Origin of the sequence: Xanthobacter sp. NM-25 (assembly GCF_022138605.1) — a bacterium.
In the GTDB taxonomy this organism is placed as follows: domain Bacteria; phylum Pseudomonadota; class Alphaproteobacteria; order Rhizobiales; family Xanthobacteraceae; genus Xanthobacter.
Genome location: NZ_JACBFS010000009.1, coordinates 36,039 through 57,975 on the forward strand (window position 1 = coordinate 36,039; position 21,937 = coordinate 57,975).

A 21,937-nucleotide genomic window follows, 5' to 3' on the forward strand; every position below is an offset into this window, starting at 1 on the left:
TCAGGCGCTCCGGTCCCCATAGCCTTCATAGAAGGGCCGCAGCCGCTCGGGCGCGCTCCGCGCCAGCTCGGCGGCCAGCGCCCGTACGGCGGCGCGCTCGCCTGCCGCCTGCGTCGCCAGCAGGTGCTGGTGGCGCTGGGCCAAAAGGCGGAACCCTTCGGAGCTGGCGAACGCCGCATCTCCGGCCAGCAGAAACAGCCGGCTCGGCCTGGACTTGCCCTTCAGGGTCAGCGCTCCGACCTCCAGGAAGGCGAGGCTGCCGGCGGCGGCCCGGGTCGCCTCCGACACCAGGATGTCGGTGTGGAAGCCCTTGGTGGCCCCCTCGATGCGGGAGGCGAGGTTCACGTCGTCGCCGAGGCAGGAATATTCGAGCCGCTGCTCAGAGCCGAGATTGCCCACACAGCAGGGCCCGGTGGCGAGGCCCACGCCGCAGCGCACCGGCCGCCACACCCGCCCCTCCCGCTCCGCCGCCGCCCGCCAGTCGGCGTTGAGCGCCTCCAGCCGGCGCACCAGTGCAAGGGCACACAGAGCCGCCTTGCGGGCATGGGCAGGCTCGTCCAGCGGCGCATTCCAGAACGCCATGATGGCGTCGCCGATATATTTGTCGATGGTGCCACCATGGGCCAGCACCACCTCGGTCATGGGGGTGAGATAGGCGTTCATGAAGCGCGTCAGCGCCTGCGCGTCCAGGGTCTCCGACAGAGTGGTGAAGTCCCTCAAGTCGCAGAACAGGATGGTGAGCTCGCGGGTCTCGCCGCCCAGGGCCAGCCGGTCGGGCGCTTCGGCGAGCCTGGCCACCACCGCCGGCGCCACGAACCGGCCGAACACCGCGCGCACCCACGCCTTCTGCCGCTGCTCCTGCCGGTAGAGCGCCAGCACGCCCACGCCATAGACCAGGAGGGCAGTGGCCGCAGGCCCCATGGGATCGAGCAGGAGGTCGGCGCGGCGGAACGCCAGCCAGGAGCCGGCCGCCAGCGCCCCCAGCACCAGCGCGACGCCGGCCCCGGCGGCCAGCGCCGGCACCCGGGGCAACGCCAAAGCGAGGCCAAGGCCGAGCAGCGCCGCCAGCGCCAGTTCCGCCCCCCGGGCCCAATCGGGCCGCACCAGCCGGGCGCCGCGCAGCATATGCTCCAAGAGTTGGGCCTGCACCTCCACCCCCGGCAGCGCAGCGGCGATGGGGGTGGCTCGGGTGTCCTTGAGGCCGGCGGCGCTGGTGCCCACCAGCACGATCCGGCCGGCCATCGCATCGTCGGCGAGGCGGCCCTCCAGCACATCGGCGGCGGAGACGAAACGGTGCGGATCGCTGGCCCCGAACCGCACCCGCACCGCACCCGCCGCATCGGCGGGGATGGTGAAAGCGCCGATGCGCACGGAGACGAGGCCCCGCGCGGCGCCGAACGCGCTCTCCCCACTCGCCCCGGTGGCCCGTACCAGATAGGTGGACGCGCCCTGCGCCACCCGCAGCGCCTCGGCGGCCAGGCCGGGCACCAGGCGTCCATCGAGATCGAGCAGCAGCGGCACCCGCCGCACGACCTGGTCGCGATCCGGCAGCCAGTTGAGGGCGCCGATGCCGGCCGCCGCCTGGGCGAACTCCGGCAGGGGCGCCACCGCGCCGGAAAAATGCGGCAGCTGGGCCACTGGGTCGTCGCCGGCGACGGCGAGCCCCCATTTGACCGGATAGGCGCCGCCCGGCCCCTGCGTCAGCACCGCCCCCAACACCGTGGGCACAGCGGCGAAGGCGCGGGCGAGGCGGGCGTCGCTCGGCTCCCGGTCGGCCAGCAGCGCCGCAAGGCGCGGCCGGATCTCCGCCGGCAGCTCGGCGGCGATCCGGGCGGGATCGAGCCGGTCGGGCTCGGCGAACACCATGTCGAAGGCGACGACCGCCGCACCCGCTGCCGCAAGTTGGTCTACCAGCCGCGCCAGAGTGGTCCGCGGCCAGGGCCATTGGCCGACGCGGGCGAGGGCGGCGTCGTCGATGTCGACGATGCGCACCGGCAGGTCGGCGTCGAACGGCGGCGGATCGGCCCGCTGATAGGCATCGAACAGGTCATTGCGGACATCGCCCATCACCGCCGGCTCCAGCACCAGCAGAGCCAGGCCGGCGAGCAGCGCACCAAGGGTGGCGAGCCAATAGAGGCGGGAACCCATGGTGCGCTCATCCCCATCCGAACGCCGCGCGGCGACAGCCGCCATCCTAGCCAAAGCCCCACCTTTTGTACCCCCACGGCAGAGGCCATCACCGGTCGGACCGGCGCCGCGAGAGGGTCCTCCGCCCGCCCGATTCCATTGACGCCCATGTTTTCCCATGTTAGCCCATTCTTACCCAAGAACATGTCGGACGGCTCCCGCCGTCGCCGGGCGCGTCCTCGCAAGAGCTGCCCGCTGTACCTGAAGGCACCCCGGCGCCGAGGAGCGCTCCTATGGACCGCTTCGTGTCCACCTACACGATGCGCCTCGACGCCAAGGGCCGGGTTTCCATCCCGGCGCCGTATCGGACGGTGCTCGCCAAGGATGGCGCGGAGGGCCTGTACTGCCACCCGAGCCTCGCCGAGCCCGCGCTGGATGCGGGCGGCAACCGGCTGATCGGCGAGATCGACGCGCTGATCGACCGCTACCCGCCCTATTCCGAGGAACGCGAGGAGCTGGCCGCCGCGCTCTACGGCACCAGCGAGACATTACGCATCGATCCGGAAGGCCGGGTGGTGCTGACCGAAACACTCAAGGCCCACGCCGGCATCACCGATCAGGTGGCGTTCGTGGGGCTCGGGCACAAATTCCGCATCTGGGAACCGGAGCGGCTGAAGGCGCATCTCGCGGAGGCCACCCAAAGGGTGCGCGAGCTGCGCCGGGCCATCGGCTCCCGAGCCGCGAACCCAGGGGGCAACACAGAATGACGACGGGCCACGGGGTCGGCCCCACCGACGCCGTAGGCGGACCGGCCCGTCATCTCCCGGTGATGCTCCGTGAGGTTCTCGCGCATCTCGCGCCGAAGGACGCCGGCACCTATGTGGACGGCACCTTCGGCGCGGGGGGCTATACCGGCGCCATCCTGAAGGCCGCCGACTGCCGGGTGCTCGCCATCGACCGCGACCCCACCGCCATCGCCGGCGGCCAGGCCCTGGTGGCGGCCTCCGGCGGCCGCCTGCGGCTGGTGGAAGGGCGCTTTTCCGAACTCGACGCTCTGGCGGAGCAGGAAGGCTTCACGCCCCTCGACGGCGTGGTGCTGGACATCGGCGTGTCGTCCATGCAGATCGACGAGGCGGAGCGCGGCTTCTCTTTCCGCCGCGACGGTCCCCTCGACATGCGCATGGGCGGCGATGGGCTTTCCGCCGCCGACGTGGTGGCCAGCCTCGACGAGGTGCGCCTCGCCCATATCCTGTGGACTTTCGGCGAAGAGCGGCACTCGCGCGCCATCGCCCGCGCCATCGTCAAGGCCCGCGCCGAGGCGCCCATCACCCGCACCGCCCAACTGGCCGAAATCGTCGCCCGGGTGGTTTGGGCGAAGCCGGGGGAGATCCACCCCGCCACCCGCACCTTCCAGGCCCTGCGCATCGCCGTGAACGAGGAGCTGCAGGAGCTGGTGGACGCCCTGGCGGCGGCCGAGCGGGTGCTGAAGCCGGGTGGTCGACTGGTGGTTGTGACCTTCCATTCCCTGGAAGACAGGATCGTTAAGACTTTTCTGGCAAACAGGGTAAAGGCACCGTCCGCGTCGCGCCATCTGCCGCTCGGAGAAGGACCGGAACCCGCCTTCCGCCTCGTGGCGAAGGGTGCGGTGGAGCCCGGTCCCGACGAAGTGGCAGACAATCCGCGCGCCAGGTCCGCGAAGCTTCGCGCGGCCGAACGTACGAACGCTCCGGCGCATCCGGGCGGTGACTTGATGGGGCTTCTTCCCGCCCCCTCACCGCAACGGCATGGGCGGAGACGTTGAAAGAATGTTTCGTGTCGCCAACATCGTGATGGTCGGCGCGCTGCTGATCACCGCAGCGGTGGTGTACCAGCTCAAATACGCGTCCACCGCCGAGGCCGAGCGGCTCGCCACCCTGCGCAGCCAGATCCGCAAGGAGCGCGAGGTTATCGGCGTGCTGAAGGCGGAATGGGCCCGTCGCACCTCTCCCATGTACATACAGGGCCTGGTGGAGCGCCACCTGGACCTGAAGCGGCTCGACGTCGATTCCATCTCCGATCTCGCCAGCCTGCCGGAGCGTCCGAGCAGCGGCAACGACGGTATCGGCGGCATCATCGAGGCGCTGGAAGACACACCGCTCGTCACCTCTTCCGTCAGCCGCGGACCGGTGACCCCCACGGCGCCGGGCAGCGGCGCGACGGGTAGTACGGCGCCGGCCGCGTCCGCCCTGAGGCCGCCGCCCTCCAAGCCGCTCACCGTGCCCGCCAACACGGCGCTGGCGCCCCGACCCTCGCAGGCCCGCCCCGTCGCGCCCCCGCGCCCGGCGCCCCCGTCGGCCGTCCTGCCGCCGGTCGCCGCGCCCGTCGCTGCCGCCGAGCCCGCCCAGGCGCCCGATGCGGTGCGCACGTTCTTCAACGGTTTCCTCAGCGGACGTTGACGAGGTCCCCATGTCCAAGCCCACGTCCCAGCTGCCCCCCGACCCGTCCGCGCCCGAACCGAACGCCGCCGACCCTGACGGCCGCGTCGCCAGGCCCGCATCGGACGCCAGCCTCACCGACGCCCTCAACGGCCTCCTGATCCTCGCCGGACGCGGCGTCGCCCGCGGCGCCGGCCGCTTCGGCGCCCTGCTGCTGGCGATGCTCCTGGGCCTCGGCCGCCTGCTGGCGCGCCTATTCGCCGACGTGGGCGGGCTGGCCTATCGCAGCGGACGCGGGTTCGTGCGCGGCCTGTTCGGCCTTGATCGCGGCTCCGCCGAGGCCGTCGGGCGCAGCCGCATCCGGCTGGTGATGGGGGCCTTCTGCCTGGTGTTCGCCGCCATCGGCGCCCAGCTCACCCATCTCGCGCTCACCTCCGATCCCGGCGCCACCCGCGGGCGCGGGTCCGACGCCGTCTCCTCGGCGCGGCCGGACATCGTCGATCGCAATGGCGATATCATCGCCATCGACGTGAAGTCGCCGTCGCTGTTCGCCGAGCCGCGCCGCCTCATCGATCCCGACGAGGCGCTGGAGGGCCTGCTCAAGATCCTGCCCGACCTCGATGTGGAAGAGACCCGCAAGCGGCTCAACTCCGGCAAGGGCTTCGCCTGGCTGAAGCGGGAGATCACCCCGACCCAGCAGCGCGCCATCTACCGGCTCGGCCTGCCGGGTATCGGCTTCCTCCGGGAGAACCGCCGCATCTATCCCGATGGCCCCATCCTGTCGCACGTGATCGGCGGCGTGAACGTGGACAACCAGGGCATCGCCGGCATCGAGAAATGGATCGACGGACGCGGCCTGTCCGACCTGCACATGGCCGGGTTCGCCACCGACCGCCAGCAGGAGCCCGTGCAGCTTTCCATCGACATGCGGGTGCAGCATGCGGTGCGCGACGAGCTGATGAAGGCGAAGGAGAAGTTCTCCGCCCTGCACGCCATGGCCGTGGTCACCGACGTCAACACCGGCGAGATTGTCTCCATGGTCTCGTTGCCGGATTTCGATCCCAACGTGCCCGGCAACCCGGCTGACGACGCCTATCTCAACCGCCTCACCACCGGCGTCTACGAGATGGGCTCCACCTTCAAGGCCATGTCCTTCGCCATGGCACTGGACAGCGGCAAGATCGGCCTCAACTCGTCGTTCGATGCCCGCAGCGCTCTGCATTTCGGCCGCTTCAAGATCTCCGACTATCACGCCGAGAACCGGGTTCTGAGCGTGCCTGAGATCTTCCTCGTCTCCTCCAACATCGGCACCGCCAAGATGGTGCTGTCTCTGGGGGTCGAGGCCCACAAGGCGTTCCTGCGGAAGATGGGCCAGCTCGACCGCCTGCGCACCGAGCTGCCGGAAAGCTCGCTGCCCATCGTGCCGAAGAACTGGGGCGAGCTGAGCTCGGCCACCATCGCCTTCGGCCACGGCCTGTCCGTGGCGCCGCTGCAGGCCGTCATGGCGGTCAATTCCATGGTCAACGGCGGCTATCTCATCCCGCCCACCTTCATCAAGCGCAACCAGGAAGAGGCGCAGAAGCTGGGAACCAAGGTGCTGAAGACTGAAACCTCGGACAAGATGCGCTACATCATGCGCCTCAACGCCGAGAAGGGCACCGCCAAGAAGGCCGACATCGCCGGCTACATGGTCGGCGGCAAGACCGGCACCGCCGAGAAAGTGGTGAACGGGCGATATGCCAAGCACAAGCTGCTCACCTCGTTCACCGCCATCTTCCCCATGGACCGGCCGCAATATCTCGTGCTCATCATGCTGGACGAGCCCAAGGCCACCCCGGAAACCTATGGCTTCGCCACCTCCGGCTGGAACGCGGCGCCCACCGCCGGCAAGGTGGTGGAGCGCATCGCCCCCATGCTCGGCGTGCCGCCGCGCCAGAACCTGCCCTCTGCCGAGGAAATGCTGCGCAACGCCGGACAGAAGGTGACGGCCAGCCGCTGATGCGCCGCTCCCGTTGTGCCGCCCGCGCGGCAACAACCCTTGATCCCGGCCCCACGCCGGTGCCATGAGGAGATCCGATGACACACCACTCCCTCGGATCCCTTCTCGGCGGCCACGCCCACATTCTCGCGCCCCACGCCGCCGCGCAGCGCATCGAGGGGGTGACCTCCGACAGCCGCAAGGTGAAGCCGGGCTTCTTGTTCGTCGCCATCCCCGGCACCCATGCGGACGGCGCCCGCTTCATCGCCGATGCGGTGGCCCGGGGCGCCACCGCCGTGCTGCTGGAGCCGGTGGCGCCGCTGCCCGCGCCGCCCGCCGGCGGCTCCTACGCCCATGTGGCGTTCGCCTTCTCGCTCGATGTGCGCCGCTCCCTCGCCCTCGCCGCGGCGCGGCTGCATACCCGCCAGCCGGCGGTGATCGCCGCCGTCACCGGCACCGCCGGCAAGACCTCCGTCGCGTATTTCCTGCGGCAGATCTGGGAGACCCTCGGCCATCGGGCCGCCTATCTCGGCACCATCGGCGTGGTGACGCCGGATGCCGTCACCTATGGCAGCCTCACCACGCCCGATCCGGTGGACCTGCACGCCACCCTCGACCGGCTGGCGGGGGAAGGCATCACCCATATGGCGTTGGAAGCCTCCTCCCACGGGCTCGACCAGCGCCGGCTGGACGGCGTGCGCCTCACCGCCGGGGCCTTCACCAATCTCGGCCGCGACCATCTGGACTACCACCCCACCGTGGAGGCCTATTTCAAGGCCAAGCTGCGGCTGTTCACCGAGCTGCTACCACCCGACGCCACCGCCGTGGGTGTCTTGGACGCCCCCTATGCGGCCACCGCCCTCGCCTGGGCCGAGACGCGGGACCTGCGCACCCTCTCCTTTGGCGACGATTTCGCCGGCGCCACCATCGAGGTGCTGGACATTACCCCCGAGGGCACCGGCCAGCGTATCCGCTTTGGCGGCGGCGACGAGATCCTGCTGCCGCTGGCGGGTCGGTTCCAGGCCGACAATGCGCTGGTGGCCGCCGGCCTTGCCATCGCCTGCGGTGCCGATCGCGACGCCGCCCTGAGCGCCCTCACCACCCTGAAGGGGGTGCCGGGGCGGCTGGAGCGGATCGGCGACGATCCCGCCCGGCCGGTGTTCGTGGACTATGCCCACAAGCCCGAGGCGCTGGCAGCGGTGCTCGACACCCTACGGGGGGCGGTGAAGGGTCGGCTCATGGTGGTGTTCGGCTGTGGCGGTGACCGCGACCGGGGCAAGCGCCCCATCATGGGCGCCATCGCCACCGAAAAGGCCGATGTGGTGATCGTCACCGACGACAATCCCCGCAGCGAAACCCCGGCCGCCATCCGCGCCGAGATCCTCGCCGCCGCCCCCGGCGCCCGCGAGATCGGCGACCGCCGGGAGGCCATCCATACCGCCATCGCCATGATGGAAGCGGGGGATGCGCTGGTGGTGGCGGGAAAAGGCCACGAAACGGGCCAAATCATCGGCGACCGCACACATCCATTCTCGGATGCGGCGGAAGTTCTCGCCGCTTTGACGGAGGTGCGGGCATGAGCAGCGGTGCGCGGCGTCTCTACGGCCGCGATGAAATGACGACCGCCATGGCGGCCACCCCCCGGGCGTTCACCGCCGATGGGGTGACCGGCATCTCCATCGACAGCCGGACCCTCAGCCCGGGCGACGCCTTCTTCGCCATCGCCGGCGAGAATTCCGATGGCCATGATTATGTGGAAACGGCGCTGAAGGCCGGTGCCGCCGTCGCGGTGGTGGAGAAAAGCAAGGCGGAGCGCTTCGGCGCCGAGGCGCCGCTGCTGCTGGTAGACGACGTGCTCGCCGCCCTGCGCGACCTTGCCGGCGCCGCCCGCGCCCGCTCGGGGGCGGGGATCGTCGCGGTCACCGGCTCGGTGGGCAAGACCACCACCAAGGAGGCGCTGCGCCTGGCGCTGGGCGCCGACGGCGAGACCCATGCCTCGGCCGCCTCCTACAACAATCACTGGGGGGTGCCCCTCTCCCTCGCCCGGCTGCCGCGCGAGGCGCGCTACGGCGTGTTCGAGATCGGCATGAACCATCCCGGCGAGATCACCCCGCTGGTGAAGCTGGTGCGGCCCCATGTGGCCATCATCACCACGGTGGAACCGGTGCACATCGCCCAATTCTCCGGCATCGAGGAGATCGCCGATGCCAAGGCGGAGATCTTCGACGGCCTGGAGCCGGCCGGCACGGCCGTCCTCAACCTCGACAATCCCCTGTTCGAGCGCCTGAAGGCCTCCGCTCTGGCCAAGGGCGTGTCGCGCATCGTCACCTTCGGCGAGAGCGCCGGCGCCGACGTGCGGCTAAAAACGGTGGCGCTGCAGCCATCCTGCTCGGTGGCGGTGGTGGACGTGATGGGCACCGACGTGACCCTCAAGGTCTCCGTGCCGGGCCGCCACATCGTTCAAAACATGCTGGCGGTGCTGGCGGCGACCAAGCTGGTGGGGGCCGACCTGGCGCTGGCGGCCCTCGCCCTGTCCCGCCTCAAGCCGCCGCCCGGACGCGGCGTGCCCGTGACCCTGGCGCTCAAGGGCGGCACCGCCACCCTGCTGGACGAGAGCTACAACGCCAATCCGGCCTCCATGCGGGCGGCCATCGACGTGCTGAGCCGCACCCCGGTGGGGCCGCGCGGCCGGCGCATCGCCGTGCTCGGCGACATGCTGGAGCTGGGCGAGGACGCCGCCGCCATGCATGCGGGCCTCGCCGAACCGCTCATCCAGGGTCGTATCGACCAGGTGTTCTGCTGCGGGCCGCTGATGCATACCCTGTGGGAGAAGCTGCCGAGCGAGCGCCGTGGTGGCTATGCCGCCCATGCCAGCCATCTCGAACCCATGGTGGCGGCGGCCCTGCGCGCCGGCGACACGCTGATGGTGAAGGGCTCCAACGGCAGCCGCATGGGACCGCTGGTGAAGAGCCTTTCCGAACGCTTCCGTACGAGCGAGGACGCGCTCCTCGAGGGATGACCCATGCTGCAATGGCTAGCCGAACTCCACCAGTCGTTCTCCGCCTTCAACGTCTTCCGCTACATCACCTTCCGCACCGGCGGATCGGTGGTGACGGCGCTTCTGTTCGTGTTCCTGTTCGGCCCGTCCATGATTTCCACCCTGAGGCTGAAGCAGGGCAAGGGCCAGCCCATCCGCACCGATGGCCCCCAGTCGCATCTGCTCACTAAGAAGGGCACGCCCACCATGGGCGGCCTGATGATCCTCTCGGGCATCGTGGTGGCGACGCTGCTGTGGTCGAACCTTGCCAACCCCTATGTGTGGGTGGTGCTGCTGGTGACCCTCGGCTTCGGCATGATCGGCTTTTATGACGACTACCTGAAAGTCACCAAGCAGACCCACAACGGCCTGTCGGGCAAGGCCCGTCTCGCCATCGAGGCCGTCATCGCCGGGGTGGCCGTCGTGGTCATCATGAATGTGGGCAAGCCGGGCCTCGCCACGGCGGTGTCGTTCCCCTTCTTCAAGGACCTGCTGCTCGATCTCGGCGTGTTCTTCGTGTTCTTCGGCGGCTTCGTCATCGTCGCCGCGGGCAATGCGGTGAACCTGACCGACGGGCTCGACGGCCTCGCCATCGTGCCAGTGATGATCGCGGCCGGCACGTTCGGCCTCATCGCCTATCTCTCGGGCAACGTGGTGTTCGCCGATTACCTGCAGATCCACTACGTGGTCGGCGTCGGTGAGCTGGCGGTGATCTGCGGCGCGGTGATGGGGGCCGGCCTCGGCTTCCTGTGGTTCAATGCGCCGCCGGCCCAGGTGTTCATGGGCGACACCGGCTCGCTGGCTCTGGGCGGCCTGCTCGGCACCGTGGCGGTGGCCACCAAGCACGAGATCGTGCTCGCGGTGGTGGGCGGCCTGTTCGTGCTGGAAGCGGTGTCGGTGATCGTCCAGGTGGCCTCGTTCAAGCTCACCGGCAAGCGCGTGTTCAAGATGGCGCCCATCCACCACCATTTCGAGCAGCTCGGCTGGACCGAGCCGCAGGTGGTGATCCGCTTCTGGATCATCGCCGTGGTGCTGGCCCTCGTCGGCCTCGCCACCCTGAAGCTGCGCTGATCAAGAAAAGGCCCGGCGGAGCAGCTCCGCCGGGCGCCTTCACGCTGGCCGCGGCACCTGACACGGCACCTGCCACGGCGCGTTCACTTCCCGCAGGTCTTGATGCCCAACGGCACATAGGCCGGGCAGAAGCGGAAAATGGCGGTGAGCAGCATCACCAGACCCACCGCGCCGATCAGCCATGCCCAGTTGCCGAGCCCGGCCAAAGCGGGAACGCTGCCGCCGAAGAACGGCACCAGCAGCAGGATGATCCCCACCACGAACCTCAACACCCGGTCGATCCCACCCACATTCGCTGTCATCGTCGCCTCCCGATCATCGGATCATACATTCAATGTTTTTAATGTGTGATCATGTCAATCTCGGGATTTTCCTACGGTCACTGTGTCGCGGACAGTCCAATGGTCGCGACAGGGCGCCAACCCTCTTCCCTCCCGAGACCTGGAGGGCTAGAGCAGGCGCGAGATTGGCCCGCCGGCTTCCATTGCCTTCAGCGAGACATTGCCCGCCATGACGTCGCACGCCAGCACTGCTCCTGCCAGCCCTCCACACCCCATCACGCCCGTCACCGTGCTCAAGGACCAGACCGTCGCCCTTTTCGGGCTCGGCGGCTCGGGCCTGGCCACCGCGCAGGCGCTGGTCGCCGGCGGCGCCCAGGTGATCGCCTATGACGATTCCGAAGCCGCGCGGCGCAAGGCCGGCGAAGCGGGCATCACCGTGCAGGACCTGCGCGCCATCGATTGGACACCGGTGCAGGCGCTGGTGCTCTCCCCCGGCGTGCCGCTGACCCATCCCAGGCCGCACTGGTCGGTGGATCTCGCCCGCGCCGCCGGGGTGGAGGTGATCGGCGACGTGGAGTTGTTCTGCCGCGAGCGCCATGCCATCGCCCGCCGCTCACCCTTCATCGCCATCACCGGCACCAACGGCAAGAGCACCACCACCGCCCTCATCACCCATATCCTGCGGGTGGCCGGGCGCGATGTGCAGATGGGCGGGAATATCGGCACCGCCCTCCTCTCCCTCGCCCCGCCCAAGATCGGCCGGGTGCATGTGGTGGAGTGCTCCTCCTACCAGATCGACCTTGCCCCCAGCCTCGACCCCTCCGTAGGCGTGATGCTCAACATCACCCCGGACCATCTCGATCGCCACGGCACCCTCGAGAATTACGCCGCCATCAAGGAACGGCTCGTCACCGGCGTGGAAGGCGGCGGCACCGCGGTGGTGGGCGTGGACGATGACTTCTCCGCCGCTATGGCGGACCGGGCCGAGCGGGCCGGCAAGCACGTGGTGCGCCTGTCCATGCGCCGCCCGCTCGCCGATGGCATCTGGCGCGACGGCGAGACCCTGGTGGTGTCGGAAGGCGGCGCCGAGCGCTTCCGCCTCAACCTTGGCGGCATCGGCTCCCTGCGCGGCGTGCACAACGCCCAGAACGCCGCCGCCGCCTATGCGGCGGCCCGCGCCGTGGGTGTCGCGCCCGAGGTGATCGCCGTGGCCATGACGCGCTTTCCCGGCCTCGCCCATCGCATGGAGCAGGTGGGCACCCGGAGCGACGTGCTGTTCGTGAACGACAGCAAGGCCACCAATGCCGACGCCACCGAGCGGGCGCTGGCCAGTTTCGAGCACATCTTCTGGATCGCCGGCGGCAAGCCCAAGGCCGGCGGCATCACCCCGCTGGCACCCTTCTTCGACCGCATCGCCAAGGCCTATCTCATCGGCGAGGCGGCGGACGCCTTCGCCGAGACCCTGGGCGGCCGGGTCGCCCATGACCGCGTCGGCACCCTCGACAAGGCGGTCGCCGCCGCCGCGGCCGATGCTGCAAGCTCCGGCCTGCCCCATCCGGTGGTGCTGCTCTCCCCCGCCTGCGCCAGCTTTGATCAGTTTCCCAATTTCGAGGTGCGCGGCGACGTCTTTTGCCAGCTGGTGGGCCAGATCCCCGACGTGGAGCTGAAGCCACGGGCGACACCCCCAGCCGCCCAGAAGCCGCCGGCGGGCGGCGGCCATCCCCATGGCGGGGGGATGTCGCCCCACGGCACGTCACCCCACGGCATGCCCGGCCACGGCGCCTCCCCCCACGGGGCCCCCGCTGGCCACCCGAAGGGGCCAGCGCACCACGGCTGAGCCGGCCGTTCAACCGCGCGGCACGACACCGTTCAGGAACACACCGACGCAGCGGCGCAGATGCTCCCGCTGCGCGGCGCCACCGGCCCATTCCAATCGACCATGCGCCTTCGGCAAAGCGGCGCCGAACACCATGTCCATCAGAAGACCGGCCATGGCCGGGGCGTCGTCGCAGAGGATCTCGCCGGCCTCCGCCCGTCCGCGCAGCCAGTCCGCCAGCGCCGCGCGCGAGGGCTCGCCCCCGCAACGGCCGAGGATCTCCCGCAATTCGGGGAAATGAACGCCCTCGATCAGCACCAGGCGCAGCAGGGCTTGGCGATCGCGCTCCTCCTCCGGCGTGATGTCGATACGGAAGATCGCCTCCAGCGCGGCGGCCAGCGGCAGGTGGTCATAATTGCCGGGCAGGGCCAGCATGCTCTGGCGGTGCGCGTCCACCACCGCGGCGAACAGCTCCACCTTGCCGGGAAAGAGCCGGTAGAGGGTGCGCTTCGACATGCGGCATCGCGCCGCCACCGCGTCCATGGTGGTGCCCCCATAGCCCTCGGACACGAAAAGGTGATGGGCCAACTGCACCACGTGCGTGCGCCGTGCGCCATCCGCCTGCCCTTTTGGCCGGCCGCGATGGCGAGGGTCTCCCCCGGAACTGGAATGGCTCTCATTCAAGGGGCGCGCCTTGACAGCCTCGGCCCCGGACATGCAGTTCCTCCACATTGACAGTTTCGTTTACCGATTATAAGGGTAATGAGCAGTTTCTTAAATAGCGCTTCTTATCGAGTTTCACGTGCCAATACACTGCCTCCTATTGGTCACGGCCGCAGGGCGGAGGCTTTGGCCCAAACGTTTCCCTGGTTCCGTCTCCCTGCCACCCGGCATGGCGGCGCATGCGCCTGTGCGCCGGTGAGGGCCCTTTGAGCCGGTTCGTCGATCTTCGCGCGCTTCAAGCGCCCTTCTCTCCACGCCTGTGCTTCGCCGTCGACCGGCGGATCGGGACGCTCGTGGCGCTCGCTCTTGCCTTGAGCACCTCCGCCTGCGCCGTGGGGCCGGACTATGTGACCCCCGCCTTCGACCTGCCGGCGCGCTGGAGCGATCAGCAGCACCAGCGCAAGGAGCCGGCACCGCCCCAGCTCGCCCATTGGTGGGAGCGCCTCAACGACCGCACCCTGAACGCCCTGATCGCCCAGGCGGTGGATGGCAACCTCGACGTGGCCACCGCCAAGGCCAAGATCCGCGAGGCCCGCGCCACCTATCGCCAGCAGGTGGGCGGCCTGTTCCCGCAGGTGGACGGCTCCGCATCGGCGACTCGCGGCGACAATGGGTCACGTGTGTCCAGTGGCGGCGACGTCACCGTCGGCGGCCTCTACACCCAATACCAGGCCGGCTTCGACGCCAGTTGGGAGCTGGACCTGTTCGGCGCCAACCGGCGCGGGGTGGAAGCCTCCAAATACGCCATGCAGGCGGCAGAGGACGAGCTGCGCGGCACGCTGCTGACCCTGGTGGGCGACATCGCCTCCAATTATGTGGAGGCGCGCGGCTACCAGGCCCGCATGGCCCTTGCCCAGCGCACCGCCGCCTCCCAGCGCGAGACCGAGGCCCTGACCCGCACCAAGCTCGCGGCCGGCGGCGCCAGCGCCATGGATGTCGCCAATGCCGCCGGGCTCGCCGCCTCCACCGAAGCCAACGTGCCGGAGCTGCGCGCCGCCCTCGCCCAGAGCGTCCATCGCCTCAGCGTTCTGACCGGCCAGCCGCCCGGCGCCCTCACCGCGCAGCTCAGCCGTGGCGGCGCCATTCCCAGCCCCCGCCTGCGGGTGGCGAAGGGGGTGCCGGCCGACGTGCTGCGCAACCGGCCGGACGTGCGCCAGGCTGAGCGGACGCTCGGCCAATCCACCGCCCTGGTGGGCCAGGCGGAGGCCAACCGCTATCCCGCCGTCAGCCTCACCGGCAATCTCACCACCCAGGGCACCAAGCTCGGCGATCTCGCCCGCGGCTCCTCCATCAGCTGGTCCTACGGGCCCAGCCTGACCGTGCCGGTGTTCACCGGCGGGCAGCTCAAAGCTGCCGTGGATATCGCCGCCGCCCAGCGCGACCAGTCGTTCCTCGCCTACCATGCGGCCATCCTGACGGCGCTGGAGGATGTGGAGAATGCGGTGGTCTCCCTCACCCAGGAGCGCATCAAGTCCGGCAAGCTCGCCGAATCGGCCGCCTCCTATCGGGACGCCACCCGCCTGTCGCGCACCCTTTACCAGAACGGCTCCACCAGCTTCCTGGACGTGCTGGATGCGGAGCGCTCGCTCTATTCAGCAGAGGATTCACTGCTGCAGAGCCGGGTGGCCATGGCCACCGATTATATTGCCCTCAACAAGGCGCTGGGCGGCGGATGGGACGGCGACGTGGAGGTGATGACCCCCGCCGTGGTGGATGAGAACACCGGCCCCCATTTCTCAGCCCTTCAACCGTGAGACGCCCGTGACCTCTCTCCTGCCCCCGCGCGCGTCCGCGCTGCCTGCCCTGCCTGCCCGTCCGCCGCTGGAGGCGCGACCATGACCGCTGCGCTTCGCGTGCCCGGGCGCCGGCGGGCCATCATCATCGGCGCGCTGGTGATCGCCGCGCTGGTGGCGGCACTGCTGCTGAAGGACACCCTCTTCCCGCCCGAGACGCCGAAGATCATGTCCGCCCGGGTCACCACCGGCACGGTGGAAGAGACGGTGCTTGCCACCGGCACCCTGAAGCCCGCCAAGCTGGTGGCCGTGGGCGCCCAGGTGTCCGGCCGCGTCACCTCCATCAAGGTGCAGCTCGGCCAGAAGCTCAAGCAGGGCGACCTGGTGGCGGAGATCGATTCCGTCACCCAGCAGAATTCCCTGCGCACCGCCGAGGCATCGGTCGCCAACATGCGGGCGCAGAAGCAGGAAAAAGAAGCAACCCTGGTGCTGGCCGAGCAGACCCTTGCCCGCCAGAAGAAGCTGGTGGCGCAGACCGCCGTCTCCCAGGCTGATTTCGAGACCGCCCAGGCGGATGTGGCCACCACCCGGGCCCAGATCGCCGCCCTGGAGGCGCAGATCATCGAGGCCGAGGTGGCGGTGGACACCGCCCGGGTGAACCTCGGCTACACCCGCATCACCGCGCCCATGGACGGCACCGTGCTGTACATCGTCAGCCAGGAAGGCCAGACGGTGAACGCCAACCAGACCACGCCCACCATCGTCATCCTCGGCGACCTCGACACCATGATGGTGCGCGCCGAGATCTCCGAAGCCGACGTGGTGAAGGTGAAGCCGGGCCAGAGCCTCTATTTCAACATTATCGGCGAACCGGACCAGCGCTACGAGGCCAAGCTGGAGTTCATCGAGCCGGCGCCGGAATCCATCACCAGCGACAGCCTCGTTTCCACCTCCTCCACCTCGAGCAGCAGCAGCAAGTCCTCATCCAGCACGTCCACGTCGAGCGCCATCTACTACAACGGCATCTTCTACGTGCCGAACCCGGACGGGAAGCTGCGCACCTACATGACGGCCGAGGTCCATATCGTGCTTGGCAGCGCCAAGAATGCCCTGACCATCCCCTCGGCGGCGCTCGGCGCCAAGCAGAAGGACGGGCGCTATGCGGTGCGGGTGCTGGAGCCCAATGGCGAGGTGATCACCCGGTTCGTCGAGGTGGGCCTCAACAACAAGACCCGGGCGGAGATCCGCTCCGGCCTGAAGGCGGGCGAAACGGTGGTCACTGGTCAGCTCTCCGGCGCTGGCGGCACCAGCGCCGCACGGCGCATGCCGCCGCCGCCCATGGGCCTGTGACGGATCCGCCATGGGCACGCCGCTGATCGAACTCCACAAGCTCCGGCGCGAGTATCCCGCCGGCGAGGGGGTTCTCACCGTCCTCAAGGACATCGACCTCACCATCGAGCAGGGAGAGATGGTGGCCATTGTCGGGGCCTCGGGCTCCGGCAAGTCCACCCTCATGAACATCCTGGGGTGCCTCGCTCGCCCCACCTCCGGCAGCTACAAGATCGCCGGCCGCGAGACCTCGAGCCTCGCCCCCGACGAGCTGGCGGCGCTGCGGCGCGAACATTTCGGCTTCATCTTCCAGCGCTATCACCTGCTGGGCGAATTGACCGCCCTCGGCAATGTGGAAATCCCGGCCATCTATGCCGGCTGGACCGCCGGCGCCCGACGCACCCGCGCGCTGGAGTTGCTGGAGCGGCTCGGCATGGGCGAGCGCACCGGCCACCGCCCGGGCCAGCTCTCCGGCGGCCAGCAGCAACGCGTTTCCATCGCCCGCGCGCTGATGAACGGCGCCAACCTGATCCTGGCGGATGAGCCCACCGGCGCCCTCGACAAGACCTCCGGCGAGGAAGTGCTGCGCATCCTCGATGAGCTGCACGCCGAGGGCAAGACCATCGTCATCGTCACCCACGATATGAACGTGGCGGCCCGGGCCGAGCGCATCATCGAATTTTCCGATGGCGCCATCATCTCCGATCGCCGCACTGGCAAGGCCCCGGCGCCCCCCGTCGTCGCCGCCGACCCCGGCGAGGCGCAGGCGGTGGCCGCCGCGGCGCAGCCGGCCGGTCATCCCCTCCAGGCGCTGATCATGCGCTTCCAGGAAGCGTTCCGCATGGCGCTGCTGGCCATGAACGCCCATCGGCTGCGCACCTTCCTCACCATGCTGGGCATCATCATCGGCATCGCCTCGGTGGTGTGCGTGGTGGCGCTGGGCGAGGGCTCGCGGCAGAAAGTGCTCGCCAACATCTCCTCGCTCGGCACCAACACGCTGGAGGTGTTCCCCGGCAAGACCTTCGGCGATGTGCGTTCGGGCAAGATCACCACGCTGGTGGTGGCCGATGCCAAGGCGCTGGCGGACCAGCCCTATGTGGCCGCGGTGACGCCCACGGTCTCCACCTCCAAGACGGTGCGGTTCCGCTCCATCGAGGCGAGCGCGCTGGTGAATGGCGTGGGCGAACAGTATTTCACCGCCCGCGGCACCAAGCTCGCCCAGGGCCGCCTGTTTGACGCCGAGGCGGTGCGCACCTACGCCCAGGATGCGGTCATCGACGAGAACACCCGCAAGACCCTGTTCGCCGATTTCCCCGGCGACCCCATCGGCGAAGTGATCCTGGTGGGCGACGTGCCGTGCCGGGTGGTGGGCATCGCCGAGCAGCAGCAGGGCGGCTTCGGCTCCAGCCAGAACCTGTCCATCTACCTGCCCTACACCACGGTGCAGGCGCGCCTGCTCGGCACCACCTCACTGCGCTCCATCACCGTGCGGGTGGCGGACGATGTGGATACTGCCCTGGCCGAGACGGCGGTGACCGACTTCATCACCCAGCGCCACGGCAAGCAGGATTTCTTCATCCTCAACACCGACGATATCCGGAAAACCATCACCTCCACCACCGAGACGCTGACCCTGCTGATTGCCGCCATCGCCCTCATCTCGCTGCTGGTGGGCGGCATCGGGGTGATGAACATCATGCTGGTGTCGGTGTCGGAGCGGGTGGCGGAAATCGGCGTGCGCATGGCGGTGGGCGCCCGGCGCTCCGACATCCTCCAGCAATTCCTGATCGAGGCGGTGCTGGTGTGCCTCATTGGCGGCGTGCTGGGCATTGGCACGGCGCTCGGCTTCGGCGTGCTGTTCACCTATGTGGGGTCGAACTTCACATTGGTCTATTCCGGCGCCTCCATCGTGCTGGCGTTCGTCTCATCCAGCCTCATCGGCGGCGTGTTCGGCTACCTGCCCGCGCGCAGCGCCTCCCTGCTGGATCCGGTGGAAGCCCTGTCGCGGGATTGAGCGCGGCGCGCCGGGGCCGCGTTCAGCCGGCCCCGCTCACGCGCTGGCGCCGGCCTTGCCGGCCTCCCAGCCGAGGATGGCGCGCTTGCGGGTGAGGCCCCAGTGATAGCCGGTCAGATCCCCACTCTTGCCCAGCACCCGGTGGCACGGCACCACGAAGGAGATCGGGTTCTTGCCGACGGCGGCGCCCACCGCCCGCGCCGCCTTGGGCTTGCCCACGTGGGCGGCGATGGAGGAATACGTAGTGGCCCGGCCCATAGGGATGCGCAGCAGCGTCTCCCACACCCGGATCTCGAAATCCGTGCCGATGAAGACGATGCGCAAAGGCTGGTCGTCACGCCAGGCGGTGGGGTTGAAGATGCGCGACACCAAAGGCGCGGTGGCGGCGGGATCCTCCACATAATCCGCATTGGGCCAGCGGGCCCGCATGTCGGCCAGCGCCGCCACCTCCTCGCCCGCATCCGCGAAGGCGAGGCCGCACAGCCCCCGGCCGGTGGACATGGCCAGCGCCTGGCCGAACGGCGAGGGGTGGAAGCCGTAGCGGATCAGCAGCCCGGCGCCGCCGGTCTTCCACTCGCCCGGCGACATGGCCTCGTGCACCACGAACAGATCATGCAGCCGGCCGGGCCCCGACAGGCCGAGCTCCAGCGCGGCATCGAGCACATTGGGGCTTTCGGCCAGCACCCGGCGGGCCCGGTCGAGGGTCACCGCCTGCAGGAACGCCTTGGGGGTGAGGCCACACCAGCGGCGGAACAGGTCCGTCAGCGCCCGGGACGACACGCCCACGGCGGCGGCGATCTCCTCCACCTCCGGCTGGCGGCGCATGTGGTGGGAGATGTACTCCACCGCCCGGTGAACCACGTCATAGTCACAGGCGGCAATCTCAAGGGGCGTGGCGGGGGTCGCGATCATGGGACCTGCGGCAGGGAACAGGCGAAAAGCGGGAGCATCGAGCGCCAGCACGGGGCATCTCCATCCTATCGGGCTTGGCCCATTGCACCAAAGCGTGCCGGCGCCGGCCACCCGATTTCGCGGCGAACCTTTTCCTCCCGCCGTTCAGCTCACCCCCTTGCCGGAGGCAAGGACACCGAAGCGCTCGGAAAACACCAGATCTTCCAGCGGCAGGCGCTTGCGCCAGCCGGCCCGCTCCAGATCCGGCGTCGTCTCGAAGCGGGCCACATAGCCCACGCACAGCAGCGCAATGGGCACGATGGGCTCGGGAATGCCGAGAATAGCCCGCAGGTCCGCCAGCGACAGGATGGAGACCCAGCCCACCCCCAGATTCTCCGCCCGCGCAGCGAGCCAGATGTTCTGCACCGCGCAGACGGTGGAATAGATGTCCATCTCGCTCTGGTGGGTGCGCCCCAGCACCACCGGCCCGGCGCGATCGCGCTCGCAGGTGACACACAGCATCAGCGGCGCCTCCAGGATGCCTTCGAGCTTCAAGGAACGGTAGAGCTTCGCCCGCTCCGGCTCGAACATCCGGGCGGCCTCGCCATTGGCACGGGTGAAGGCGTCATGCAGGGCCGTCCTGGTGGCGGGATCGCGGATGACGATGAAGTTCCAGGGTTGCAGGAAGCCCACCGAGGGGGCCGCATGGCCCGCTGCCAGCACCCGCCCCAGCACCTCGTCCGGCACCGGATCGGGCAGGAAATTGCGCCGCACGTCCCGCCGTTCGGTGATGCAGCGATAGATGGCGGCCCGCTCGGCGGCACTGAAGCCCCCCTGCTGGCCATCGCCCGTCCGTGCCGGGATCTCCGCCTGGGGACCGGCCATGCGCTCCCGGGCGCTGCTGTCCTGTGCCACGGCCTCTCCTCCCGACTTGGATCTTGCCATCAGATGGCGACACTCTGTCGCGTCGGTCAAGGCCGTTCCCCACCGGCCGGGACTGGAGCGGTCACCCGGCGCACCGCATCGCGCCACAGGGCGAGGCGACGATGACGTTCCGGCTCCGCCATCTGCGGGGTGAAGCGCCGGTCCCGCCGCCAGCGCGCCGCGAACGTGTCCGGCGGGGGAAAGAAACCGCAGTTGAGGCCGGCGAGATAGGCCGCGCCGAGGGCCGTGGTCTCGGCGCACACCGGCCGGTCCACCGGCGCGGCGATCAGGTCGGCGAGCCGCTGCAGGGTGAAGTCCGAGGCGGCCATGCCGCCGTCCACCCGCAGCACGGTGTCGGCGCCGGCCGCCCCCGCCCAGTCCGCATGCATGGCCTCCATGAGGTCCACGGTCTGGAAGCACACGCTCTCCAGGACGGCGCGGGCCAGCTCGGCCGGACCGGTGGCCCGGGTCAGGCCGAACAGCGCGCCGCGCGCCTCCGGCTGCCAATACGGCGCGCCGAGCCCGACGAAGGCCGGCACCAGCACCACGTCCTGATCGGGATCGGCGGCCGCCGCCAGGGGGCCGGTGGCCGCAGCGCTGTCGATCAGCCCCAGCCCGTCGCGCAGCCATTGCACGGCCGCGCCGGCGACGAAGATGGAGCCTTCCAGCGCATAGGTGCGCCGCCCCTCCAGCTGATAGGCGATGGTGGTGAGTAGGCGGTGGCGGGAGGTCACCGGCTGGGTTCCGGTGTTGAGCAGGGCGAAGCAGCCGGTGCCATAGGTGGATTTGATGGCCCCCGGCGCGAAACAGGCCTGCCCCACCGCCGCCGCCTGCTGGTCACCGGCGATGCCGCGGATGGGAATGGGCGCGCCGAACCATTCGGGATCGGTGGTGCCGAAATCGGCGGCGCTGTCGCACACCTCGGGCAGCAGCGCCGCCGGCACCTGGAACAGGTCGAGCAGGGCCGGATCCCACTGCCCCGCATGGATGTCGAACAGCGCCGTGCGGCTGGCATTGGTGGCATCGGTGCGATGGACGCGCCCGCCGGTGAGGCGATGCAGCAGGAAGCTGTCGACGGTGCCGAAGGCGAGGGCGCCGCGCGCCGCCCGCTCCCGCGCGCCCGGCACCGCATCGAGAATCCAGGCGATCTTGGTGGCGGAGAAATAGGGATCGAGCAGCAGCCCGGTGGTGGCCGACATCCGAGGGCCATGTCCCTCGGCCGCGAGCCGGGCGCAGGCGGGGGCCGTGCGCCGGTCCTGCCAGACGATGGCGCGATGGATGGGCTGGCCGGTGGCGCGATCCCACACCAAAGTGGTCTCACGCTGGTTGGTGATGCCGATGGCGGCGATGGCGGCGGCGCTCACGCCGGCGCGGATCATCACCTCGCGGGCGCAGGCGAGCACGCTCTGCCAGATATCCTCCGGCTCCTGCTCCACCCACCCGGGCGCGGGAAAATGCTGCGGCAGCTCCCGCTGCGCCCCGGCGACGATGGCGCCATCCGGCCCCACCAGGAACGCGCGCGACGAGGTCGTGCCCTGATCGAGGGCGAGGATGAATGCGGCCATGATTCCTCCCGCCGGCCGTGATGCGGCCGTGTGC

The 21,937-nt window shown here is 69.7% G+C and carries 17 protein-coding genes; 11 read left to right on the forward strand and 6 right to left on the reverse strand.

Annotated features, from left to right (window positions below):
• Positions 1-2,148 carry a CHASE2 domain-containing protein gene (locus tag MEU52_RS20360; RefSeq protein WP_238123629.1) on the reverse strand — a complete coding sequence of 716 codons (2,148 nt, stop codon included), beginning with the start codon at positions 2,146-2,148 and terminating at the stop codon, positions 1-3.
• Positions 2,149-2,420: 272 nt separating this feature from the next.
• Here MEU52_RS20360 and MEU52_RS20365 point away from each other — a divergent pair, with 272 nt between their 5' ends.
• The 7 genes from MEU52_RS20365 (at position 2,421) to mraY (ending at position 10,627) form a co-directional block, all read left to right on the forward strand.
• Positions 2,421-2,894 carry a division/cell wall cluster transcriptional repressor MraZ gene (locus MEU52_RS20365; protein ID WP_238123630.1) on the forward strand — a complete coding sequence of 158 codons (474 nt, stop codon included), beginning with the start codon at positions 2,421-2,423 and terminating at the stop codon, positions 2,892-2,894.
• Positions 2,891-3,928 carry a 16S rRNA (cytosine(1402)-N(4))-methyltransferase RsmH gene (gene rsmH, locus MEU52_RS20370; RefSeq protein WP_238123631.1) on the forward strand — a complete coding sequence of 346 codons (1,038 nt, stop codon included), beginning with the start codon at positions 2,891-2,893 and terminating at the stop codon, positions 3,926-3,928. The genes MEU52_RS20365 and rsmH overlap by 4 nt, the downstream gene beginning before the upstream one ends.
• Before the next feature lie 4 nt (positions 3,929-3,932).
• The gene (gene ftsL / locus MEU52_RS20375) at positions 3,933-4,562 is read left to right on the forward strand and encodes a cell division protein FtsL (protein WP_238123632.1); all 630 of its coding nucleotides are present in this window, start codon (positions 3,933-3,935) and stop codon (positions 4,560-4,562) included.
• Positions 4,563-4,761: 199 nt separating this feature from the next.
• On the forward strand, positions 4,762-6,540 hold the full coding sequence (locus tag MEU52_RS20380; RefSeq protein WP_443267900.1) for a peptidoglycan D,D-transpeptidase FtsI family protein: 1,779 nt from the start codon (positions 4,762-4,764) through the stop codon (positions 6,538-6,540).
• A 77-nt stretch (positions 6,541-6,617) separates the two neighbouring features.
• Positions 6,618-8,099 (forward strand): UDP-N-acetylmuramoyl-L-alanyl-D-glutamate--2,6-diaminopimelate ligase, encoded by a 1,482-nt coding sequence (locus MEU52_RS20385; RefSeq protein WP_238123634.1) that lies wholly within the window; start codon positions 6,618-6,620, stop codon positions 8,097-8,099.
• Positions 8,096-9,538, forward strand: a complete 1,443-nt coding sequence (locus MEU52_RS20390) for a UDP-N-acetylmuramoylalanyl-D-glutamyl-2,6-diaminopimelate--D-alanyl-D-alanine ligase (protein WP_443267855.1) — start codon at positions 8,096-8,098, stop codon at positions 9,536-9,538. The genes MEU52_RS20385 and MEU52_RS20390 overlap by 4 nt, the downstream gene beginning before the upstream one ends.
• A 3-nt stretch (positions 9,539-9,541) precedes the next feature.
• Positions 9,542-10,627, forward strand: a complete 1,086-nt coding sequence (gene mraY / locus MEU52_RS20395) for a phospho-N-acetylmuramoyl-pentapeptide-transferase (protein WP_238123635.1) — start codon at positions 9,542-9,544, stop codon at positions 10,625-10,627.
• An 83-nt stretch (positions 10,628-10,710) separates the two neighbouring features.
• On the opposite strand, the gene MEU52_RS20400 is transcribed toward mraY, so the two are convergent.
• Positions 10,711-10,929: a YgaP family membrane protein gene (locus tag MEU52_RS20400; protein WP_238123636.1), complete on the reverse strand. Its 219-nt coding sequence runs from the start codon at positions 10,927-10,929 to the stop codon at positions 10,711-10,713.
• A 253-nt stretch (positions 10,930-11,182) separates the two neighbouring features.
• On the opposite strand from MEU52_RS20400, the gene murD reads away from it, so the two are divergent.
• On the forward strand, positions 11,183-12,745 hold the full coding sequence (gene murD, locus MEU52_RS20405) for a UDP-N-acetylmuramoyl-L-alanine--D-glutamate ligase (RefSeq protein WP_443267903.1): 1,563 nt from the start codon (positions 11,183-11,185) through the stop codon (positions 12,743-12,745).
• 9 nt (positions 12,746-12,754) lie between these two features.
• Here murD and MEU52_RS20410 read toward each other — a convergent pair whose 3' ends face one another.
• Complete coding sequence (locus MEU52_RS20410) at positions 12,755-13,318, reverse strand: TetR/AcrR family transcriptional regulator (RefSeq protein WP_238123695.1); 564 nt, start codon at positions 13,316-13,318, stop codon at positions 12,755-12,757.
• Between the two features lie 308 nt (positions 13,319-13,626).
• Here MEU52_RS20410 and MEU52_RS20415 point away from each other — a divergent pair, with 308 nt between their 5' ends.
• The 3 genes from MEU52_RS20415 to MEU52_RS20425 all read left to right on the forward strand — a co-directional run bounded on the left by MEU52_RS20415 (position 13,627) and on the right by MEU52_RS20425 (position 18,523).
• A complete protein-coding gene (locus MEU52_RS20415; RefSeq protein WP_443267858.1) occupies positions 13,627-15,201 on the forward strand; it encodes an efflux transporter outer membrane subunit in 1,575 nt (524 codons plus the stop codon).
• 81 nt (positions 15,202-15,282) lie between these two features.
• The gene (locus MEU52_RS20420) at positions 15,283-16,530 is read left to right on the forward strand and encodes an efflux RND transporter periplasmic adaptor subunit (protein WP_238123639.1); all 1,248 of its coding nucleotides are present in this window, start codon (positions 15,283-15,285) and stop codon (positions 16,528-16,530) included.
• Positions 16,531-16,540: 10 nt separating this feature from the next.
• Positions 16,541-18,523 (forward strand): MacB family efflux pump subunit, encoded by a 1,983-nt coding sequence (locus MEU52_RS20425; RefSeq protein ID WP_238123640.1) that lies wholly within the window; start codon positions 16,541-16,543, stop codon positions 18,521-18,523.
• 36 nt (positions 18,524-18,559) lie between these two features.
• On the opposite strand, the gene MEU52_RS20430 is transcribed toward MEU52_RS20425, so the two are convergent.
• From MEU52_RS20430 to glpK, 3 genes are all read right to left on the reverse strand, one after another.
• The gene (locus MEU52_RS20430; protein WP_238123696.1) at positions 18,560-19,435 is read right to left on the reverse strand and encodes a methylated-DNA--[protein]-cysteine S-methyltransferase; all 876 of its coding nucleotides are present in this window, start codon (positions 19,433-19,435) and stop codon (positions 18,560-18,562) included.
• Positions 19,436-19,579: 144 nt separating this feature from the next.
• Positions 19,580-20,299, reverse strand: coding sequence for a 5,6-dimethylbenzimidazole synthase (bluB, locus tag MEU52_RS20435; RefSeq protein WP_238123697.1), 720 nt, complete (start codon positions 20,297-20,299; stop codon positions 19,580-19,582).
• 86 nt (positions 20,300-20,385) lie between these two features.
• The gene (glpK, locus tag MEU52_RS20440) at positions 20,386-21,903 is read right to left on the reverse strand and encodes a glycerol kinase GlpK (RefSeq protein ID WP_238123641.1); all 1,518 of its coding nucleotides are present in this window, start codon (positions 21,901-21,903) and stop codon (positions 20,386-20,388) included.
• Positions 21,904-21,937: the final 34 nt, after the last annotated feature.

Excerpts from the sequence above, each read along its gene's own strand:
- MEU52_RS20360 (WP_238123629.1), bottom strand. The coding sequence starts at position 2,148 with ATGGGTTCCCGCCTCTATTGGCTCGCCACCCTTGGTGCGCTGCTCGCC.
- MEU52_RS20365 (WP_238123630.1), top strand. The coding sequence starts at position 2,421 with ATGGACCGCTTCGTGTCCACCTACACGATGCGCCTCGACGCCAAGGGC.
- rsmH (WP_238123631.1), top strand. The coding sequence starts at position 2,891 with ATGACGACGGGCCACGGGGTCGGCCCCACCGACGCCGTAGGCGGACCG.
- ftsL (WP_238123632.1), top strand. The coding sequence starts at position 3,933 with ATGTTTCGTGTCGCCAACATCGTGATGGTCGGCGCGCTGCTGATCACC.
- MEU52_RS20380 (WP_443267900.1), top strand. The coding sequence starts at position 4,762 with ATGCTCCTGGGCCTCGGCCGCCTGCTGGCGCGCCTATTCGCCGACGTG.
- MEU52_RS20385 (WP_238123634.1), top strand. The coding sequence starts at position 6,618 with ATGACACACCACTCCCTCGGATCCCTTCTCGGCGGCCACGCCCACATT.
- MEU52_RS20390 (WP_443267855.1), top strand. The coding sequence starts at position 8,096 with ATGAGCAGCGGTGCGCGGCGTCTCTACGGCCGCGATGAAATGACGACC.
- mraY (WP_238123635.1), top strand. The coding sequence starts at position 9,542 with ATGCTGCAATGGCTAGCCGAACTCCACCAGTCGTTCTCCGCCTTCAAC.
- MEU52_RS20400 (WP_238123636.1), bottom strand. The coding sequence starts at position 10,929 with ATGACAGCGAATGTGGGTGGGATCGACCGGGTGTTGAGGTTCGTGGTG.
- MEU52_RS20415 (WP_443267858.1), top strand. The coding sequence starts at position 13,627 with ATGCGCCTGTGCGCCGGTGAGGGCCCTTTGAGCCGGTTCGTCGATCTT.
- MEU52_RS20420 (WP_238123639.1), top strand. The coding sequence starts at position 15,283 with ATGACCGCTGCGCTTCGCGTGCCCGGGCGCCGGCGGGCCATCATCATC.
- MEU52_RS20425 (WP_238123640.1), top strand. The coding sequence starts at position 16,541 with ATGGGCACGCCGCTGATCGAACTCCACAAGCTCCGGCGCGAGTATCCC.
- MEU52_RS20430 (WP_238123696.1), bottom strand. The coding sequence starts at position 19,435 with ATGATCGCGACCCCCGCCACGCCCCTTGAGATTGCCGCCTGTGACTAT.
- bluB (WP_238123697.1), bottom strand. The coding sequence starts at position 20,299 with ATGGCCGGTCCCCAGGCGGAGATCCCGGCACGGACGGGCGATGGCCAG.
- glpK (WP_238123641.1), bottom strand. The coding sequence starts at position 21,903 with ATGGCCGCATTCATCCTCGCCCTCGATCAGGGCACGACCTCGTCGCGC.